Raw genomic sequence first — 19,028 nt, forward strand, 5'->3', positions numbered from 1 at the left:
ATGAGCCAGGATGACAACCCCGACCTTGCCGCGCCACAGGCCGGTAAAGTGGCGCCCGAAACAGTGGCGCTACGCGCCCAACCGCGCCCGGTCACGCGCTTGAACCGGCGTGCCCTGGCGGTGCTTGCCGGCGGACTCTCCGCCGCAGTGCTGGGCGCCACCATCTGGTCGTTGCAGCCAGCGAAGCCTCGGGGCGGAAACTATCCGGCCGAGCTGTACAACGTCGACCGCGTTTCTCGCTCCGAAGGGCTTGACCGACTGCCCTCGGACTATTCCAAGCTGCCGCTGCCGACGCAGCCTCCCGAGCTGGGGCCGCCATTACCGGGCGACCTTGGCCCGGCCATCGTGCAGTCGCAGCGACCTGCCGCATCCAGCTACACGGCACCCGGCCATGATCCCGCCGAGGCCGAGCGGTTGGCTCGGCTGAAGGAGGCGGAAGAGGCGGCCGCCTCCTCGGTGTTCTTCCGCACGGGCGGCCAGCGCCCAGCCGCAACCGCACCGGCCCAACCGGTTGCGGAGAGACCAACACTGGCAGGCTTCGACCCACTGGCAGCCGGTCCAGCTTCGATGGCGGCCCAGCCCGCCGATCCGACAGCCGCGCAGAACCGGCAGGAGCAGAAAGAGGCGTTCCTACAAGGCGGAACTACGGAAATCCGTAATTCCGGGAACCTGCAATTGCCGGCGTCTCCGTACCAGGTCATGGCCGGAACGGTGATCGCCGGCGCGCTGGTGACGGGCATCAAGTCGGATCTTCCGGGTGACGTGATCGGCACGGTGACGGAGCCAGTCTACGATACGGCGACCGGCAAGCATCTGCTGATCCCGCAGGGCTCGCGGATCCTCGGTCGCTACAACAGCCAGGTCAGCTACGGGCAGAGCCGCGTGCAGGTGGTATGGAATCGCATCATCCTGCCGGATACATCCTCGCTGACGCTGGACAACCTCGTGGGCACCGACCCGGCCGGTTACGCTGGTCTGGAGGACGGTGTTGATTGGCATTGGGATCGCATCTTTGCCGGCGCGGCGCTGACGACGCTGCTGGGTATCGGCGCCGAGCTGGCCGCGCCCGAGAACCGCCAGGATGGTGATCGCGTCATCATCGCCGGGCGCGACAGCGTGCAGGACAGCGTGAACCAGGTCGGACAGGAGATGACCCGGCGCAACATGAATATCCAACCCACCTTGACCGAGCGCCCTGGGCTGCCGGTACGCATCATCGTCAACCGGGACCTAGTGCTGAGGCCCTATCAACCGCTATTTGAGTAGAAGAAGCGGGAGAAGTAGTTAGTAAGAGAGGTATTCAAATATATATGTGATTTGAGTCGAAAAGTATTGCGCTTATTTTGGGGCTGTTTCGTGGCTATGTATTGAATAGGCTCCGCTGATCAGATACGAATTTTTATTCGTGTCTAATGGTTAAGCCAAACAACAGCAAGTAGTGCCAGGAATACTAGGGTTTTGCTGTTGCTTGGCTATTCGGGAAAGAACTTGCTAGCTATGCAACACCACCTTCGCCAAGGACTTCTTCTAAAATTTCATTTTCATCCAGAAATTCTACAGATACAGGGCCATCAGCAGGGTTATGTCCTGCGAGGCGCACCTCTTCTATCACTTGTTGCATTGTCGTAACAATCTTGCGTGGTGTGATCTCTGTGAGCTGTGAGGCGATGGTTTCAATCGCTGCCTCATCGAATGGGAAGAAGCCTGTTTCACCATTCGGATTAGCGCGATTACTATTTAGAATCTCGCGAACAAAGGCAACTGTGTCATCTTTGTCAAGAACGACCAGTTCGATCTGGCGATGAATGCGACTTAAGATATAGTCAAAAAATAATATGGACACCTGTGAGATTTCAGCTGAAAGTGCGATCACCATGCAGAAGCAGCTAGGGCAGTTGTCATAGATATGACGAAGAATATCATTGACCTCTCGGGCCTCTTTGACGCTGGATCGCTCTAAGTCATCCAGTTCATCGATAAATAGATATGCACCTTTTTTAAATCTTCTAAGATTGCTCTCCGAAATCTCCATTTCATGAACAAACAGGTTTACCAGGCGGGTAAAAATTATCATGGCCTGATAGTCTGTCAAGGTTTTTGGTGCTACAAGCTTTAGGAAGTCTTCTTCCTTTTGGCAGTGATAGATGTCCTTTGCGAAATTATTTAGTTCCACTGGGTGGATTAATTTCTCAATGATTTTTTCTGCGTCTACGTCATGCCCAAGGCTATGTGCTGTGCGATAAAGCGAAATGCATTCGATAAGGAAATTTTGGTATGCTTTCACATTCGCTATGAGATCGGATTTTGCGATGATGTCATCTAAGAAGGCACCGGCGAAGGTGAGCTTACCTTTTCCTTTTTGGAGCGTTGGAATAAAATAGCACACTGAATCGAATAGATTTTTTTCATCATGAAGAATTCGATTTTGTGCCCAAAGAAGTGCATGGGATTTTCCTGTGCCATAGTTCCCATAGAGCATAAGAAAATTGGCATTTCCAACTTGGTCGGAAAGTGAGCGTTTTAGGTATTTATCGAGCTGCTTTTTCTGTTTTTCATAGCCAACCCAAATTTTGGCTCGGGGATCAGCGGCAAAATTGGGGGTTGAGCGGAAAGGGTTATCCTTCAAATTCGCTTTTTCATAGTAGTCTGCAGGGCCCATCGTCATTTTCTACTCTCCAATTTCTGCCATTGTCCACGGGCCAAAAGGCGTCGCACGTCAGGCAGTTCATAACTGTTTAGCATTAACTCCGCCACATAATCCTCCACGAAGCTTACTTCGTTTTCTGGAGCTGAGTAGCACAGTTCCTCATTAAAGCTCTGGTCTCCCATAGCCATCCCTACTGCTGTTAGATCAGACGAGCCGACGAGAATCAGCGAAGAGTATTTCTCGCTCTCGAGTAAACCGGTCTCATAGCGTCGATTGTTATCGAAAATGAAACAATAAAGTTTTGAATTCAACTGGGGGTACAAATAAATACCAATATTTCGCTCGGCCAGTTTTTCCATCCATTCGATATTCATGTTTTTGGGAGGGGCGGTTATGATTACAACACTTGCCCCGTCTTCAGCCTGTTCGAGTAGAAGCTTGCCAAAAGATTTTGTAGGGGCAAAAAGTTCTTCATCCACCGAAGGAGTGATCAGCCAGATATCTTTATGTGGTAAATTGCGGCGCGAGAATATTTCACGGTGAATTTGAGACGGGGGAATATTGCGTTTGAAGCGACTAATTACCGGGGTGGCAGTACCCAATTGTTGCTGGGCAGCTATAGTGGCTGTCAGTGCTGAAACTTCAGTATCGCCCTCCTGAACAGGCACAGCGGCTTTAATAGTGCCTTCCCCTGGTTTGCTCAGATGATTTTCGACACTATGTTCCCCTGCTCGGAATAGATAAATATTCTCTCCTTTGCGAAGGAAGATGACACGATATGCTGTGGCCTGACGGCTCACATACCGTATCCACGCACCATCAATTCCTTCGTAGGGGTGGTCATCTGAATCTATTCGGAAGCTTCCATCAGGTTTGATGGTTTTTTGAAGGACCCTTCGTGCAAAATTCGCATCATTGTGGTCTTGCAGATCAGCAATGAAATCAGGTAGTAGAAATACAGGCATACTTATCTCTTGATGCTCAAGGCGCCGCCGGTGCGTCTCGACTGCCGTAGTGCCACTCGGCGCTGCTCTCCCTTTTGCTCTGCAAGGATAGCCGCAGGAAGGTCAAGTATCGCATGGTTTTGCGCGTAAGATAGTGCTATAGCCACCGGGTAGGCAATCGTGATTGGTAGCTCTCGCCTTAACATGATTTTTCGCACATGTAAGCTGCGGAATACTTTCATCATGTCTTTAATAAGCTCTACCATGGCGTCTTGATCATCTTCCGGTTTCGAGGTGGCCTGTGCGTTGCCAAAAGCTGCTGAGAAGTCAACAAGACAATTCCATAATCCTTTTGCCTCGCCAAAGATGTTCGGGCGAAGGCCGGACCGAACTAGTTCATAGTCCATAGGCCAATAAGTGAAGCGGTTTTGTCCATCGATGTAACCGCTTTGGCGTAGGCTGTTGAGGAAGTTATGGCCTTTCTGCGTTAATCCTATTTCTCCCTCCCACAGTCCGAGCGAGACTGCCCAATCCCGCCTCCTTGGTGGTACTTTTCGGAGGTAGTCTTCAGAGATATCTATATCATAGTTCTTATCTGAGTTTAACCTGCCTGTAAGTTCGGCATGTAACTGTACAGTACGCCTCAAGGATGCTATAGATTGACCTGACCCTTTACTACCCACATTTTTTTCTTGGCGCTCTATTGTTATAATTCGGTTAATGCGTTGTTCGGTTGCTTTCCCTTTTAATGCTTCAGTTGCAACCATTCGCTTGTTTAGCATCATGGTTGTTAGCGTGTCTTTTATGGCCTGTTCTTCAAACCCTGCCAGCAAAAGATTCACGAAAATCTCGCCATCGTTAGTGAGTATGGCCCAGAGAAAAAGAAAGTCTTGTGCAGTACGTTTTTCTTGTTCATCACTCAGTAGCTCTGACGCGATGGCTAGTGCATCAAGGTTTTCGAGGGCAAGCACATCTCCGGTCGTCCGCTGGATTAGACGAAGAGAATAAAAGAAGTCTGCAATGTGCTTTTCTGCACTCTGGTCTCTGCCCCAGTAGCCCTCACTTTTGCTACCTGTGACAAGCTCATGCCAGCTTGCGGTAGTAATATCGCGATCTTGTAGATATCGGGAGGTCAGATTCCCAATACGATCTGCAGTGAACTCTAAACCTACGGAGTAACCGATCTTCCGCAGCAAGATCGCATAGGGGTCAGAATGGACTGTAGCCGCCATGTGCGCTTACTCTGGGTCGAATTTGAACAAGGACGGCACGACTGCTAGCTTGATCCCCTAAGAAGCACTGGCCAGAATCGAGCACTCGTACCATGTCCCCAAAGTCGGTTAGATTAGTGCCCGCAAATTTCATGGTTTTTACTGATTTTGTTGGAATTCGATCCACTGCTGCATTAATGTCACTTTGAAAGCTCAATCGGTGATTGAAGGTAACATTCACCTGGCTGAGTATACGGTCGTCAAGAGCTGATGGCTGTTGAGTGGCAAGTACTAAGGAGAGCCCGGCATCACGGCCTCGTTTAACGTACTCTACAAGTGCGTCTCGTGCCGGAGAAATATGATCTCTGGGCGCCACTACATGCGCTTCATCGATAACCAGCCAGACACGATCGGGGGTTCCATCGCTCTCAAACGGCTGATCAAAGAAGCTAGCTGTCTTCTTTTTATTGTGATGTCGTCCCAGAATGTCAAAAAGGTTGCGAGCAATAACCGCTGTTATGAGTGACTTGTCCTCATTGCGTAATTCGCGCAGTGAAAGAATATTGCAGGTCCCGTCTTCCAGGAAGTCTCTTATTCTCAGGCCGTCAGCTGAAAATAAGTTAGTGCGTCGGTAGTCATCTAGTTTATAGGTTATGGCATTGCGTGAAGACTCTGCGACGGTCGGCCAATTTGTATCATTGGCGATATAGTTTAGCATGTCTGCAATTTCGAAATCCTGGTCACCTAGAGCTTCAAGTGTTGCTGTAATAATGTGCCCTTGAGGGCTATAGACCTCTTGGCTGAGTAATGCGCACCATTCTTCTGCTCGTACATCCCGAGGTCTAATCTGAAGCTTCTTCTCGGTGCCGAGAAAGGTGGTTGATCCTGGCGGTGTGAAGACCTTTGCTGCTGCTAAATTATTCGGCTTCAAATTCCAACGCTTTAGCTCTTCGAGCTGAATTTTATTTGCCTCAATAGCTTCACGTGGTGCGTAGCCAAGGGTCCAAAATTGGCTCTGGGTGTCGATAATAATTGAGGTGATCGGCTTTACATCGTTTTGGATTGGCGAGGGGCATGCTAGCTTGGATATGCCTTCAACTAGTACGCCAAGATCAAAACTCTTACCGCTTCCGCGAGTGCCGGTGATATAGATTACATGCGGAAAAGTTGTATCCAGCCACGCATCTGCACCTAGGTAGCTCTTGCCCTTAGTGCTTTCCAAGATTTTTCCAACATAGAGCAGGTTGTTGTATTTTTCTTCTTTTAAAGTGCGACCAAAAACAACATTTTGCCCTTTGGAAATATATTGAACTTTTACCAGTGGATCTTCGATTGAGTAGGGGCTTTTATCAATAACCGTACCGAATCGCTCAGCCAACTTGCTCGAGAAACTCATCCTGATATTCCTTGAAAGATAGCCATGCTGGTTCATCGCCGGAGCGAAGCATTAAAACTTTGGTTGGACGCAGTGCGTCTAGGTAATGAATGTGATTGGCTGCTGCGATAAAGGCAATGCGGCCGGTCGCAATAACTTGTTTACGCAAATTGTGTGCAACGATTTTGGCCGTAATTGGGTCGAGATCACTGCAGAACTCATCGAGGAGCCAAACCTCTTCGTCTCGGAGCAAGAGGTCGGCGATCATAGCTCTATATTGCTGCCCGCGGCTCAACATCCAAAAAGGTTTTATAAAGGCTAGTGCCTCTGATAAGCCGACACGGCTAAGGGCAACAAAAGCCTTTTCTGGTGTAAATTTCTCTGCTAAGACCTCGAACACAGGAGCGTCGTCTCGTAGCGGGCGAAGCCAGCCTGCTGAATGCTTCATGCTTCCTGTGCGCTTAACTGTTAGGTTGCCATCTAATGTTTTATCTGGGTCCAGTGAGTTTAAAAAGACACTCTTACCGCTTCCGCTAGTGCCAACTACAAATACTATGTTGCCATTCGAGGCTTTCACTGAAACATTCTGGACTATGTCAGCATAGACTGTATCGCCTTTTAGACCGAACGCGTCCATTACAATTTTCGTTGAACGGGTTTCCGGAATTCGATACGCCGCTCGTATTGATAGGTTACTGATGCTGATCTGCGTACTCTTGGCTGAGAATTCGACCTTATTGAGGGTGGTTTCCTCCGTCGGGGGAAATGCTTTTAGGGCAGCTCGGAGGTAATTAGTCGCGTAGTCATCTAGCGGGCACAGATAATAGGGGATTGGATTGCGAATGACTGATCGCAAGACTGCCCATTCGCCCGTTGTTAGAGAGTCTTGGCTTTGCTCGATCTTGCGGCGGAGAATTTCAAGACCTTCGTCGAAGCTGATCTGCAGTGTTTTACAATAATCTTCCAGTACTCTGAAATATTTGCGCTGCAGGCTCATTATTCCAAATTCACCACCCGGTGCACGCGCCATCGATTGCATGTCCTTCAGGACGCGTGAAATATTTCCTTCGGTTCTTCCAATAAAGCTGAATCCCGAAGATGTGACGAAATCAATATGGCTCAGCATTTCTGCTGAAATTTCCATGAAGATCGGACGTACTCCGCCTATATGCCAGCGCTCAGCTGAGAACGCTTTTGCAGCCTTGATGAGGCGTCGCGTAATGCCAAGACCCCGCAGCTCAGGGCTGACCACGACGCGACCAATACGAACAATGGTGTTCAAATAGTCTTTCATTGCACGCTGATCCCAGCGCTCCCAGCGAATTTCGCGCTTAGGGTGTTCGAAGGGATGGTTAAAAGCTTGGTGCCGAGGCTTGCACATCATGAGCGGCATTTGCAGGTCGATATATCCAGCGGGTAGCCAGCGCTTTCCAAATTTAATGGAAGCATAAAGCACGGCTCGTCGGCCTCCAACAGAAGCAGTTACGCTTTTAGTTTCTTCTTCTTGTGTTTTTTCGTTTAGGGAGTTGTTGGTTTTATAATGAAATTGCTCTAGGAACTCTAGAGCTCGCATGTCGGATTCTGAGTTTATCTCTCGAATGCGAAGTTCAAATTTTTCCTTCCCAATGGAAACCGTATCCTCAATCGAAAACAACGGGGTTAGCGGAATGTCGGGTTCGTTTTCATCTTTGGAAACAACAAAAACCCTATTGTTACCCGCTGCACCAAAGCGAATTTGGTCACCTTTTCCTACAACTGCAAAACGATGTACGCGCAGGGTAACTGGTGCCTCGTCTCCGCCACGCACTGTAATATTTTTGTAGTGCCCCTTTGGGTTTGAGGTTACGACACTATAAGTTTTCGCTGTTTTGCTCATAAAATCATTTTTTCTTTACTGAACGGCACGATGTGCCTTTAACATAGAATCGCTTCTGCAACCATACCATTTTACGGCGCTTGGGGCGAGCAAGTGGTAAAGGAGAGCTTGGCCTATAGCTGTCTCGTTGAAGGCCTGGGGCGCCTAGGAGGGGCGTGCGAGAGGGTAGGGAAGGTAGGCCGTAATCCTTCAGTTTGGGCTGCTAGCGTGCTACAGGTGGGTGCGGGCTCATCTCATCCACACCTTTGCTTCGAGCTGAATTTTTGAAACCTCAGACGCGAGGTACCCCCGACACGGGGTGTTTCGATCTGCAATCTACGACCCTTCCACTCTTCGTCTTCGGGACGGCGGGCTGATCCGACCCTCCAGATGCATAATTGTGCTTAACTTGACTATCTCTTTCGGATCGACAGAAAATTTCTGTGAGCAGTCAGTCATGAGTCTGACTGAGTCCCTGAAGTAACTTAAACCCTTATGTGCTGGAGATGTTTAGTTGGAGCAACTAGAGAGGGCAGGTAGGTATCTTAAGCGGATAGAAAATATCTATGCAGGTATTTTCTCTTCAGTGGGTCATGATAGAGAGGCATTCGATGATGATGTTATTTCTTTTTTTATTCATTGTTATCATGTGCGGGACTGGATAATACATCTCAATAAGATCGGTGTGACTGCGCGGCAAGTGGACGCCTACATAGATCGTCACCGAGCATTAAAGATCTGTGCTGATTTAGCTAACGGATCTAAACACTGTAAGCTGACTCGCTCCTTGCGTACTGATCGCCAGCCGCAAATGGTGGGTAGAGAGCGACATACATCTACCTGGCTTACCGGCGATGAGGGTGGAGAGATAGTGCGGTGCAAGTACACTGTCTTAAGCAATACTGATTTTATTGACGCTTTAGAGCTTGCGACAGAATGTATTTATCTTTGGGATTTGTATGTGAAGGAGCTCAGAGCGCATAACAGCCATGCTAATGAGGGCATTGTGCACTAAAGATTCTCGCATCTTCAGGCTAGTACCGCTGCACAGGAGTTATGACAGTTTGGCAGGGTGTAGGACAGGCAAGCAGTTGTGGTCCACGAGCAGTTCGATGCTGCGGGTGATGCCTGCTTGCCGGCGGATCAATCCATTGCGCTCGAGGTTGAGCACCATTTGATGGACGGAAGGTGCCGTGACGGCGAAAAAGCGCTGCATGTCGCGCTCGGCCGGAGCGCGGCCATTGATCACGCTGTAGGCCCAGATGAAGGCGAGATACTGACCTTGCTTGTCGGTGAAGTCCGGGCAGGCTGAGCGCTCGCCAGACACTGGAAGCGATTTCTGATTCATTCGGAACCCCGGCAGTCAAAGGCTCCTTTGCGCAGGAGGCCATCCGGATGAATCTACGCTATCGAGTCGAACTCGACCAATCCGAGCGTGAGGCGCTTGCTGCCCTGCTAAGCGGCGGCAAGCATGCGGTCCGCAAGCTCAAGCGAGCGCAGATCCTGCTGGCGGCGCACGCTGGCCAGGATGACGCGAGCATTGCCGCCACCGTGTCGGTTGGCGAATCCACGGTGTATCGCACCAAGCGCCGCTTCGTGGAGATGGGGCTGGAAGCGGCGCTGGACGAACAGGCTCGGCGTGGGGCGCAGCGCAAGCTCAGTGGCAAGAAGGAGGCCACCGCCTGCACCAATCCGCCACAGGGACGTGTGCGTTGGACGCTGGAATTGCTCGCCGACACCTTCGTCAAGCTGACCGAGCACGAAGCACTATCGCGCGAGACGGTACGTCGGCGCCTGGCCGAGAACGATCTGAAGCCCTGGCGCAAGGACATGTGGTGCATTCCCAAGGTCGACGCACAATATGTTGCACGCATGGAAGACGTACTCGACCTGTATGCCGAAACCCCGAATCCACAGCACCCGGTGGTGTGCTTCGACGAAAGCCCAACCCAACTCATCGGCGAGGTACGCCAACCGATTCCGGCCGAGCCGGGCAAACCCTTGCGCTACGACTGCGAATACAAGCGCAACGGCACCGCCAATCTGTTCGTCTTCCTCGATGCACACCGTAGCTGGCGCAAGGTGAAAGTCACCGAACGGCGAACGGCCGATGACTTCGCTCAGTGCATGTGCGACCTAGTCGATATCCACTACCCCCAGGCAGCGCGCATCCGGGTTGTGCTGGACAATCTGTCGACCCACACGCCTGCTGCGCTCTACCAAGCCCTGCCACCTGCAGAGGCCCGCCGCATCCTGCAGCGGATCGAATTCCACTACACCCCCAAGCACGCCAGTTGGCTCAACATGGTCGAGATTGAAATTGGCGTGCTGCGAAGCCAGTGCCTGGATCGCCGCATCGACTGCCGCGATCGGCTGATCGCCGAGGTCGCGGCTTGGGAGCAACTGCGAAACGCCAGCGGTGCCCGCATCAACTGGATGTTCTCTACCGAGGCGGCGCGGGAAAAACTGGCTAAAGCCTACCCAGTACCGACTTATGACAAACCGTCATAACCTCTGTGCAGCGGTACTAGTAACCTATGTTGGCTATTCCAAGTTGAGTCCAATGCAACTGATAGGTGAGAGCCTTGCTGATAGGGCTCGTAGCCTCGACGGCATCAATGAGGCGTTGGTAAGTGCCCTAGGGCAGGTTCCCACTATCGACGCTGGCCGAGCAAGGGTATGCGCTTGCTCAGGGACTTTTGCGGGGAATCGTTGAAAATCGTCAGGCACCGTAGGACATCGGTGGCAGCGAGCGCCCTAAGTGATGCTTTTAAAATCAATGGATTATGAGATCGACCTCTGGCATGGGGTGCAAGGGGTAGAGTGTTCGAATCACTCCGTCCCGACCATATACCTCAACGACTTAGGCCGGTAGCGAAAGCTCCGGCCTTTTTCGTTCTTGCAATCTGAGCGTCCTGGTGACCGTTTGGACGAGGCTGTCACGGCTCTCCATAGTGAGGGAGAGAAGCAAGGTGCTATCTAGCCCAAGGGGAGAGCAAAGACGCTTGAAGCAACAATACTGGTACAAGCGTCATTGTCAGTCAGGACTTGCTCGAACCGGATCCCAGGGGGCGTAGCAAGGTAGGAGCAGGCGCTATGGCCTTAAGGTGCGCTTAGGGGGCACGAGGCATTGCCGGCGGTGGCATGAATGAACTCCCATTGCAGCGCCCTAGGTTTTGTACGAAAAGCACTGCCGTAGACCGCGCAGGGTGCAAGCCAGCGTGACCATCGCGGCAAAACTTCTGGCCAACTTGCCGTAGCGGGTGCCGATCCCCGGTTCTCTTTCAGCCAGCCAAACATCCGGGCAGCTCTGGCTTGGGTTTGCGCCTCATGGTGAGCCGCGGGATCACCGGTTGCATCCGGTAGCGGTCGCAGTATTGGCGCAGGTGCTTGGTGTCGTAACCCTTATCAGCCAACAATCAGCGGCAGCGCTTGCGAGGGCGCCACGGTTTTCCGGGAATACGTATCTGTTCCAAAAACGGCTGGGTCTGTCCAATGTTGCGGGTTTGTCCTGCTGAAAGCAGGAAGCGTAGAGGCACGCTGTTGGCATCGCAAACCAGGTGAGTCTTGGTGGTCAGGCCGCTTCGGCTGCGTCCCTGGGTATGGTCTAGCGGTTCTTCCGGCCCCCATTTTTCCGGCGCCTAAAGGGGCTCGGGTGGCACGTGCCACGGTGGAGTCGATCATCCAGGTGTCCAGATCGATCAGCCCTTCCTGATTCAGCCAAATATGCAGACGCTCAAGTACCTGGTCGAACGTGCCGTTGTCTCGCCAATCGCGGCGGCGATTCTGCCCGCATCGACTTTTCGTACAGGATCTGGGTTAGACCGGAGAAGACGACGTCCGGCAAGGTGATGTTGCGTATTCGCCCAGAAGTACATGCTGCCGCCACCATTGGCTCAGGGTGCCGGAAAAGTCTGAGCCAATGGGCTGACTAGCTATTCGAACGCGTTACGCATACAGGATAGAAGGGCTCGCTGGCTTTCCTGCGAGCCATGGAGAGCGGGGGCGCAGCGGCTACTTTGGAGGAGGGGCCCTTCGACATGTTTATGCAGGCTCATCCTGAGGCTCGCTCAGGGGGGCATGAATGCTTGCACGGTATGTCTCTTCGGCCAGAAATCTATTGATGAGCGGTGCGACTGCTGTTGGTTGGGTCACCAGGAATAGGTGGCCGTCATCGAGCACATGAAGTTCTGCATTGGGAATGAGCTTGGTCAGCAGGCGCATGTTGATCAGGGGGACCAGAGGGTCGTCGTCGCCGGCCAGTACCAGGGTTGGTTGGCGGATGCGGTGCAGCCAGTGAATGCTGGTCCAGCCGAAGCCCGCGAGTAGTTGCAGGTAATAGCCGCGCCTGCCGCCGGAGCGGATCTTGCTGGAGAACGACAGGGCGAGGTTGGCGTCATGGCGGAAGGCGCCGCCGTAGATGTCCGGAGCGATGCGAGCACCGTACTGGGGTTGGATATAACGCCTCGGAGTGGCCATCTTCCACAGTACCCCGGGCTTGCCCGGCAGCATGAAAAGGCCGGTGGCGGTTGCCGCCAGGATCAGTTTCTTGCAGCGCTCGGGGTAGTCGCGAGCGAACTGCTGGGCCAGGGCGCCGCCCCAGGACACGCCAATCACGTTGACCCGGCCATAGCCCAAGTAATCCAGCATTCGAGCCACTCGTCTGGCCAATCCGGAAAAGCGGTAGGGCAGCAGTGGGGTGGAGGAGCCACCGACGCCGGGTACGTCGAAGGCGATCACCTCCATGTCCGGGGCCAGTGCCTGCACGAAGGGAAACACCAACTCCAGATTGGCGCCAATGCCGTTGAATACCAGCAAGGGGGGCATCGGTGACGTACCGGGGCGGATGGCAATGCGCAGATGCTCGCCATCCAGCTCGACGGTGCGAAAGACGAAGGAGTGGGTCATTCGGTTCGAGTCCTTGAGGAGTCAGGGGGGGCGGGGCGTACCCCGCCGCTGTCAGCGCAGATGCACGTAGGTACCGGGGGCGGCCTCGCCGGCGGAGTAGGCCCTGTTGCCGAGTTTGGTGGGCGCCTTCTTCAGTTTGCCGGCGCGGGCCTGCAGCCACGCTTGCCAGTGGGGCCACCAGGAGCCGCTGTGCTTGGTCGAGCCTTCCAGCCAGTCATTGGCCTCGGCGGGCCGTTCGCTGTTGGTCATGAAGCGTGCCTTGGGGTTGCCCGGCGGGTTGAGGATGCTCTGGATATGCCCGCTGTTGGACAGTACGAACTCGCACTGGCCGCCGAACAGGTGGACCGAGCGGTAGCAGGCTTCCCACGGGGTGATGTGGTCCGTGGTACCGGCCACGCAGTAGAAGTCGCTGGTGACCTGTTGCAGATCGATCGGCGTGCCACAGACCTCCAGCGCGCCAGGGCGGGTCAGCGGATTGTTCCGGTACATGTCGAGGAATTCGCCGTGCAGAGCCGCCGGCAGGTTGGTGGTGTCGTTGTTCCAGTAGAGGACATCGAATTCCGGCGGCTCGTTGCCGAGCAGGTAGTTGTTGATCCAGTAGTTCCAGATCAGGTCGTTGGGACGCATCCAGGCGAACACCTTCGCCAGGTCGCGCCCCTCCAGCACGCCAGCCTGGTAGGAGTGGCGCTTGGCGGCTTCCAGGGTCTTTTCGTCGGCGAACAGAGAAACCTGAGTATCGACACGGGTATCCAGCACACTGACCAGCAAGCTGAAGGCATTGACCTTCTTCTCGCCCTGCGCTGCGTAGTGGCCAAGCAATGAGGACATGGTTCCGCCGCCGGAGCAGGCGCCGAGCATGTTGAGGTCCGTGCTGCCAGTGATGGCCAGGACCGCATCGACCGCTTCCTTGAGCGCTTCGATGTAGGTGGACAGGCCCCACTCGCGCTGCTCCTTGCCCGGATTGCGCCAACTGACCACGAAGGTCTGCAGGCTGCTGCCGACCAGGAAGCGCGCCATGCTCTTTTCCGGCGACAGGTCGAAGGAGTAGAACTTGTTGATCTGCGGCGGCACCACCAGTAGAGGCCGCTCGTGGACCTGCTCGGTGCTCGGCCGGTACTGGATCAGCTCCAGCACTTCGTTGCGGAACACCACGGCGCCTGGCGTAGTGGCCAGGTTGCGGCCGACCTCGAAGGCCGCCTTGTTCACCTGGCTCGGCATACCGCCATTGTCGATGAGGTCCTTGACCAGTTGGGAGAGGCCATCGAGCAGGCTCTTGCCCCCTGTCTCGTAGAAGCGCTTGAGTGCCGCGGGATTGGCTGGGGTGTTGCTCGGCGCCAAGGCATCGGTGACGAGTCCGATGATGAACTGGCCGCGGCTGACATCCTGTTCGGACAGGTTGCTGTCGCTGATCCAGTCGTCGAGCTCCTTGCGCCAGGCCAGGTAGGTCTGCAGATAACGGCGGAAGAGCGGGTTCTGCTGCCAAGTCGGGTCGGTGAAGCGCTTGTCCCGGTCGTCGGGCTGCAGCTCGGACCTGCCGAGCAGGACATTCTTCAGTTCCATACCGAAGGCGAGTGTGTGCTTGGCGCTATGGCGGGGTTGTTTCATCGCTTGCAGCAGCACCATGCGCGCGCTGCTGAGCAGGTCGCGCCCACGTGGGCCGACCACTGGATTCAGGCTCAAGGTGTATTCGGAGGCTTGCCGGGAAAGCTCAGACTTGTCTTTTTGATCCATGGTGGTACTCCGGGGTGGGGCTGTCGTCGCTTCAGTCCACGTCACTGAGAGGAGTGCAGAGGTGCTCGGCGTTGCACATCCTCCCGCACCGGGCCGGTGGTGGGGCGGCGGAGAATTGCAGCTGGACCGTTCAGGCATCGGTCCATCCGCTTCTGTGTCGACATCGGGATGAAAAAGGGGAGGCTGAGCAGTACCTGCTGTTCGGCGGGCATGGCTGTTCACTGCCATGCCCGCACGCTGGCAGGCTTATGACTCGTCGCTGTAGCGCGCGCCTGCGGGGGTGATGTAGCGAGCCGGTTGCAGGCCGCGTTCCCTGATCAGGTGGTCGATCATGCTCATGACTTCGCTGGCGTCGAGGACGCCGAGGTAGTTGCCGTCCTGATCGAAATTGATGTTGGCGCCGCTCACTACCATGATCACTTCGGTCGGTTCGGTGTTGTCGGCGGGGGTGGTGAACTGATGGACCGAGCCTCCCGGCTCGTAGAGATAGCAGCCGGCGGTCTGCGGCTGGTCCGGGTACTCGAGGTAGTACCATTTGCCCGACAGGGTCCACAGGTGCACTGTCCCGGTGTGGTAGTGCACGGGCATGAGAACGCCAGGCTTGAAGATGATGCGCAACACCCAGACGTTGGAGTGGGTGTCGATGAACAAGGGTTGGGAGTCGATGCCGGGGATACCGGGCACCGCGTCTTCGTAGATCGGCAGTTCGCGAGTGTTGAGAGTGAGCAGTTCCTTGTGCTCGTAGACGATGTTCGGCATGGGCATTTGTTGTTCTCCTGTCTGGGTACGACGACCAGGCTATTGGTCTGTCGTCATCCTGCCTCTCCCTCCGTTCCAGATACTTGATGGAACGCGCCAGTTACTTGCTATATCGCGCCTAGAGTTCCTTGGGGTGCTATTCCTTTTCGGGGCTGTATATCCCGAGAGGAGCTGGCGCGATTTGCAAAATAAATGGCGCCTTATGTCCGGAAGTAAACCACCTTCAGCTTCATGATCTGCTCGCCACCCGCGGCCTCTCCGGTGTTTGTCACCTGGAGGAAGACGCCCCGGATGTGGCTTCCAAGAACAATAAGCAGGAAGGTGGTGTATGACCTCACGAGGTGGCCGAGAGGCCAGGAGTGGATTCCGGGCGGCAGCCAGGATCGCATGGGTGTTGAGTCCCTTGGCTTTCGCGATATCCGCCCACGCTGCGGAATTCGATTGGGGCGAGGTCAGCGGAAGGGCGAACGGCAGCATCAGCGCCGGCGGCATCTGGAACGCTGAGACTCCGGACAAGACGTGGATTTTCCAGGGCAATGCCAGCCGCTTGGGCTATGGCAGTGCTGGCGAGTCCAATCCCAGGGGCGCTCGCAACGTCGACGATGGCCGACTGAATTTTCGCAAGCGCGACCTGGTGTCGTCGCCTGTCACGCTGCTCGGCGAGATCGAGCTCAACTACCGCAACTATGGCGCCTTCCTGCGCGGCAAGGCCTGGTACGACTACACGCTGAACAATCGCAAGGTCGACCATGGGCATTCGGCCAATGGCTACCAGCGGGACAGCAAGCTGGACGACAGCCACTTCGATGATCTGGCCAAGTTCCAGGGTATCGAGTTGCTAGATGCCTATGTCTTCGGCGATTTCGACATAGCCGATCGCCCTCTGCACTTGCGCGCCGGCAACCAGGTGGTCAACTGGGGCGAGGGGCTGTTCTTCCAGAACGGCCTGAATGCGATCAACCCGCTCGATGTGGCGGCCTTGCGCCGTCCGGGCTCGCAGCTCAAGGAGGCCCTGCTGCCGGTGCCGTTGCTGTACGCCAACCTGGGGCTGACCGACAGCCTGAGCCTGGAGGCGTTCTACCAACTGAAATGGCGCGAGACGGTACTGGAAGGTTGCGGCACCTACTTCGCGTCGCTCGACATGCTGCAGGACGGCTGCTTCGGCGTGGACGTCACCGGAGCGGGTAATCCCAACGACGAATTCGCCTATGCCAACGACCTGATCGTCCGACGCTCCTCGGACGACGAGCCGTCGGATCAGGGACAGATGGGCATGTCCTTGCGTTATTTCGCCGAGAGCATCGGTACCGAATTCGGCGCCTATGCGATGAACATTCACTCGCGCACCCCGCTTACCGGCGCGCATACCGATCTGCGTCCCGGCGCCGGACCAGGCTGGATTCCCGGTCTGCAGGCCAGTAATGCCGACTACTTCGTGACATTCCCGGAAGACGTCCGCATCTTCGGTCTGAGCTTCTCCACCAACGTCGCGGGGGCCTCGGTATTCGGCGAATACAGCTATCGGCCCAACCAGCCGGTGGCGTTGTTCACCGGCGACACGGTGCCGGCCATCTATGGCAACCCGCTGACTTTCGCCGGCCTGGGGGCGCCGCTGGCCCGGGACCTGCTCGACGCTCCGCCTGGCTCGGTCGTCAACGGCTACGACCGCCTTGAGGTGTCGCAACTGTCGGTGGGTGTCCTCAAGACCTTCCCGCAGGTACTCGGCAGCGACAACCTGTCCCTGATGGGGGAGGTGGCGATGAAGTACATCCACGATCTGCCCGGGCAGGATGAGCGTCGCTACGGCAAGCCGGACCTCTATGGCAGCAACTTGGTCGATGGCCAGGGGCCCGGTTCGCTCGGCTGCTCGCTCGGGGTCGCTCCGCGCTATCAGAAACTGGGTTGCAGCAGCGACGGCTTCACCACGGATTTCTCCTGGGGCTATCGCCTGTTTGCCCAGTTGAACTACCTGGGGCTGTTCGCCGGGGTCAACGTTTCCCCCTACCTGTCGTTCGGCCAGGACGTCCAGGGCTGGTCCTACGACAGTAACTTCGTCGAGGACAGGTTGCTGGGCTCGATCGGCGTGAAAGCCGACTACATGCAGAAATACAGTGCGGACCTGTCCTGGTCCGGTACCGGCAACACTCCCTTCATTGCCACCGACCGCGACTTCATCGCGCTCAGTGTGCGTATGGGCTTCTGATCTCGAGGCACTCCATGAACAAGCATCTTCTTTCTGCCGCCGTTCTCGGCGGATTTATGAGCCTCGTCAGCACTGGTGTCCTGGCCAAGCTCGGTCCCGATGAAATCTCCCGGCTGGGGCAGGATCTGACGCCGGTGGGGGCGGAAAAGGCCGGCAATGCCAGTGGTTCCATTCCCGCCTGGACCGGCGGCCTCGCCACGGCACCCGCCGGGTACCAGGCGGACAAGGGCTATATCGACCCCTTTGCCGAGGAACAGCCACTGTTCAGCGTCACGGCGGCCAACATGGCGCAGTACGCCGACCAACTGAGCGCAGGTCACAAGGCCATGCTGGAGAAGTATCCCAGCTTCAGGATGGCGGTCTATCCGACCCATCGTACCGCGGCCTTGCCGCAGGCCGAATACGACCTGATCCGCCAGGAAGCCGCCACGGTCGAGCTGGCCGATGGTGGCAATGGCTTGCTCAACTACCAGAAGACCAGTGTGCCGTTTCCGATTCCTTCTTCGGGCCTGGAAGTGATGTGGAACCACATGGTGCGTTACCGTGTCGGCGGCTACGTCGATTACCCCACCGAGATGGTGGTGCAGTCCAACGGGGCTTTCACACCGGTGCGGCGCATCCGCAAGGTCGCCATGGCATCGGCGCTGGGCAATCCCGTACCCAATCGGCTCTATTACTTCTGGGCCACCGTGACCTCTCCGGAAAGCCTTGCGGGCACTCAGAACCTGGTGCACGAGCCTCTCGACCAGACCAAGGAGGACCGCCTGGCGTGGCAGTACAACCCGGGGCAGCGCAGGGTGCTGCGCGCGCCGGAGTTATCCTACGACACGCCGCCGGTCACCGCCGACGGCCTGCGCACCAACGATTCGATCGACATGTACAACGGCGCACCCAACAAGTACGAGTGGAAGTTGCTCGGCAAGAAGGAAATGCTGGTGCCCTATAACACCTACAAGCTGGCCGACCGCACGCTGACTTACGACCGGATCATCCAGGCCAATCACCTCAATCCCGACCTGCTGAGGTACGAGCTGCACCGCGTCTGGGTGGTGGAAGCCACGCTCAAGCCGGGCGAGCGGCACATCTATGCCAAGCGGGTGTTCTACGTCGACGAGGATAGCTGGGCCGTGCTCGCCGCGGATATCTACGACGGGCGTGGCGCGCTCTGGCGAGTCGAGGAAGCGCATTCCCTGCAACGCTACGATGTGCTGTCCGCCCTCCACATCAGCGAAGCCTCCTACGACCTGCAGGCCCGCCGCAGCTATGTATTCGGCCTGGCGAACGAGGAAAAGCCAATCACCTTCGGCGTCACCGACACGATCAAGAGCTTCACGCCTGCGGCGCTGCGTCGTAGCGGCCGCTGACCAAGACACCGCTCCGTGGTCTTGGGGTGGC

At 55.6% G+C, this 19,028-nt stretch carries 15 protein-coding genes and 1 pseudogene; 6 read left to right on the top strand and 10 right to left on the bottom strand.

What is annotated here, in order from left to right:
* Nucleotides 1-1,266, top strand: a complete 1,266-nt coding sequence (locus PSEWESI4_RS21310; protein WP_187673232.1) for a TrbI/VirB10 family protein — start codon at nucleotides 1-3, stop codon at nucleotides 1,264-1,266.
* Nucleotides 1,267-1,495: 229 nt separating this feature from the next.
* Here the strand turns inward: PSEWESI4_RS21310 and PSEWESI4_RS21315 are convergent, their stop codons facing one another.
* The 5 genes from PSEWESI4_RS21315 to PSEWESI4_RS21335 are packed head-to-tail and all read right to left on the bottom strand — an operon-like array spanning nucleotide 1,496 to nucleotide 8,053.
* Nucleotides 1,496-2,665 (bottom strand): hypothetical protein, encoded by a 1,170-nt coding sequence (locus PSEWESI4_RS21315; protein WP_187673233.1) that lies wholly within the window; start codon nucleotides 2,663-2,665, stop codon nucleotides 1,496-1,498.
* Nucleotides 2,662-3,612: a hypothetical protein gene (locus PSEWESI4_RS21320; protein ID WP_187673234.1), complete on the bottom strand. Its 951-nt coding sequence runs from the start codon at nucleotides 3,610-3,612 to the stop codon at nucleotides 2,662-2,664. Before PSEWESI4_RS21320 ends, PSEWESI4_RS21315 begins: the two co-directional genes overlap by 4 nt.
* A 2-nt stretch (nucleotides 3,613-3,614) precedes the next feature.
* Nucleotides 3,615-4,823, bottom strand: coding sequence for a hypothetical protein (locus tag PSEWESI4_RS21325; protein ID WP_187673235.1), 1,209 nt, complete (start codon nucleotides 4,821-4,823; stop codon nucleotides 3,615-3,617).
* Nucleotides 4,801-6,198 (bottom strand): ATP-binding protein, encoded by a 1,398-nt coding sequence (locus PSEWESI4_RS21330; RefSeq protein ID WP_187673236.1) that lies wholly within the window; start codon nucleotides 6,196-6,198, stop codon nucleotides 4,801-4,803. Before PSEWESI4_RS21330 ends, PSEWESI4_RS21325 begins: the two co-directional genes overlap by 23 nt.
* Complete coding sequence (locus PSEWESI4_RS21335; RefSeq protein WP_187673237.1) at nucleotides 6,173-8,053, bottom strand: ATP-binding cassette domain-containing protein; 1,881 nt, start codon at nucleotides 8,051-8,053, stop codon at nucleotides 6,173-6,175. Before PSEWESI4_RS21335 ends, PSEWESI4_RS21330 begins: the two co-directional genes overlap by 26 nt.
* A 493-nt stretch (nucleotides 8,054-8,546) precedes the next feature.
* Here PSEWESI4_RS21335 and PSEWESI4_RS21340 point away from each other — a divergent pair, with 493 nt between their 5' ends.
* Nucleotides 8,547-9,047, top strand: a complete 501-nt coding sequence (locus PSEWESI4_RS21340; protein WP_187673477.1) for a hypothetical protein — start codon at nucleotides 8,547-8,549, stop codon at nucleotides 9,045-9,047.
* 39 nt (nucleotides 9,048-9,086) lie between these two features.
* Here PSEWESI4_RS21340 and PSEWESI4_RS21345 read toward each other — a convergent pair whose 3' ends face one another.
* The gene (locus PSEWESI4_RS21345) at nucleotides 9,087-9,380 is read right to left on the bottom strand and encodes a LexA family protein (RefSeq protein ID WP_187673238.1); all 294 of its coding nucleotides are present in this window, start codon (nucleotides 9,378-9,380) and stop codon (nucleotides 9,087-9,089) included.
* 47 nt (nucleotides 9,381-9,427) lie between these two features.
* Here PSEWESI4_RS21345 and PSEWESI4_RS21350 point away from each other — a divergent pair, with 47 nt between their 5' ends.
* Complete coding sequence (locus PSEWESI4_RS21350; protein ID WP_187673239.1) at nucleotides 9,428-10,543, top strand: IS630 family transposase; 1,116 nt, start codon at nucleotides 9,428-9,430, stop codon at nucleotides 10,541-10,543.
* A gap of 658 nt (nucleotides 10,544-11,201) precedes the next feature.
* On the opposite strand, the pseudogene PSEWESI4_RS21355 reads toward PSEWESI4_RS21350, so the two are convergent.
* A pseudogene (locus PSEWESI4_RS21355) lies at nucleotides 11,202-11,815 on the bottom strand (IS5 family transposase); the annotation flags it as partial.
* 29 nt (nucleotides 11,816-11,844) lie between these two features.
* On the opposite strand from PSEWESI4_RS21355, the gene PSEWESI4_RS21360 reads away from it, so the two are divergent.
* Nucleotides 11,845-11,967 carry a toxin-antitoxin system HicB family antitoxin gene (locus PSEWESI4_RS21360; protein WP_268960819.1) on the top strand — a complete coding sequence of 41 codons (123 nt, stop codon included), beginning with the start codon at nucleotides 11,845-11,847 and terminating at the stop codon, nucleotides 11,965-11,967.
* 109 nt (nucleotides 11,968-12,076) lie between these two features.
* Here PSEWESI4_RS21360 and phaZ read toward each other — a convergent pair whose 3' ends face one another.
* The 3 genes from phaZ to PSEWESI4_RS21375 form a co-directional block, all read right to left on the bottom strand.
* Entirely contained in the window at nucleotides 12,077-12,940 is an 864-nt protein-coding gene (gene phaZ, locus PSEWESI4_RS21365; RefSeq protein WP_187673240.1) for a poly(3-hydroxyalkanoate) depolymerase, read from the bottom strand.
* A 51-nt stretch (nucleotides 12,941-12,991) separates the two neighbouring features.
* Nucleotides 12,992-14,671, bottom strand: a complete 1,680-nt coding sequence (gene phaC / locus PSEWESI4_RS21370) for a class II poly(R)-hydroxyalkanoic acid synthase (RefSeq protein ID WP_187673241.1) — start codon at nucleotides 14,669-14,671, stop codon at nucleotides 12,992-12,994.
* A gap of 246 nt (nucleotides 14,672-14,917) precedes the next feature.
* Nucleotides 14,918-15,436, bottom strand: coding sequence for a 2,4'-dihydroxyacetophenone dioxygenase family protein (locus PSEWESI4_RS21375; RefSeq protein ID WP_187673242.1), 519 nt, complete (start codon nucleotides 15,434-15,436; stop codon nucleotides 14,918-14,920).
* 322 nt (nucleotides 15,437-15,758) lie between these two features.
* On the opposite strand from PSEWESI4_RS21375, the gene PSEWESI4_RS21380 reads away from it, so the two are divergent.
* Together PSEWESI4_RS21380 and PSEWESI4_RS21385 are read left to right on the top strand one after the other, a co-directional pair.
* Nucleotides 15,759-17,633 carry a DUF1302 domain-containing protein gene (locus tag PSEWESI4_RS21380; RefSeq protein WP_187673243.1) on the top strand — a complete coding sequence of 625 codons (1,875 nt, stop codon included), beginning with the start codon at nucleotides 15,759-15,761 and terminating at the stop codon, nucleotides 17,631-17,633.
* A gap of 14 nt (nucleotides 17,634-17,647) precedes the next feature.
* On the top strand, nucleotides 17,648-18,997 hold the full coding sequence (locus PSEWESI4_RS21385) for a DUF1329 domain-containing protein (protein WP_187673244.1): 1,350 nt from the start codon (nucleotides 17,648-17,650) through the stop codon (nucleotides 18,995-18,997).
* Nucleotides 18,998-19,028: the final 31 nt, after the last annotated feature.

The organism is Zestomonas carbonaria (assembly GCF_904061905.1).
Taxonomy (GTDB): domain Bacteria; phylum Pseudomonadota; class Gammaproteobacteria; order Pseudomonadales; family Pseudomonadaceae; genus Aquipseudomonas; species Aquipseudomonas carbonaria.

Bases quoted from the DNA above. Each gene is read 5' to 3' on its own strand.
- PSEWESI4_RS21310 (WP_187673232.1), top strand. From the start codon at position 1: ATGAGCCAGGATGACAACCCCGACCTTGCCGCGCCACAGGCCGGTAAA.
- PSEWESI4_RS21315 (WP_187673233.1), bottom strand. From the start codon at position 2,665: ATGACGATGGGCCCTGCAGACTACTATGAAAAAGCGAATTTGAAGGAT.
- PSEWESI4_RS21320 (WP_187673234.1), bottom strand. From the start codon at position 3,612: ATGCCTGTATTTCTACTACCTGATTTCATTGCTGATCTGCAAGACCAC.
- PSEWESI4_RS21325 (WP_187673235.1), bottom strand. From the start codon at position 4,823: ATGGCGGCTACAGTCCATTCTGACCCCTATGCGATCTTGCTGCGGAAG.
- PSEWESI4_RS21330 (WP_187673236.1), bottom strand. From the start codon at position 6,198: ATGAGTTTCTCGAGCAAGTTGGCTGAGCGATTCGGTACGGTTATTGAT.
- PSEWESI4_RS21335 (WP_187673237.1), bottom strand. From the start codon at position 8,053: ATGAGCAAAACAGCGAAAACTTATAGTGTCGTAACCTCAAACCCAAAG.
- PSEWESI4_RS21345 (WP_187673238.1), bottom strand. From the start codon at position 9,380: ATGAATCAGAAATCGCTTCCAGTGTCTGGCGAGCGCTCAGCCTGCCCG.
- PSEWESI4_RS21350 (WP_187673239.1), top strand. From the start codon at position 9,428: ATGAATCTACGCTATCGAGTCGAACTCGACCAATCCGAGCGTGAGGCG.
- phaZ (WP_187673240.1), bottom strand. From the start codon at position 12,940: ATGACCCACTCCTTCGTCTTTCGCACCGTCGAGCTGGATGGCGAGCAT.
- phaC (WP_187673241.1), bottom strand. From the start codon at position 14,671: ATGGATCAAAAAGACAAGTCTGAGCTTTCCCGGCAAGCCTCCGAATAC.
- PSEWESI4_RS21375 (WP_187673242.1), bottom strand. From the start codon at position 15,436: ATGCCCATGCCGAACATCGTCTACGAGCACAAGGAACTGCTCACTCTC.
- PSEWESI4_RS21380 (WP_187673243.1), top strand. From the start codon at position 15,759: ATGACCTCACGAGGTGGCCGAGAGGCCAGGAGTGGATTCCGGGCGGCA.
- PSEWESI4_RS21385 (WP_187673244.1), top strand. From the start codon at position 17,648: ATGAACAAGCATCTTCTTTCTGCCGCCGTTCTCGGCGGATTTATGAGC.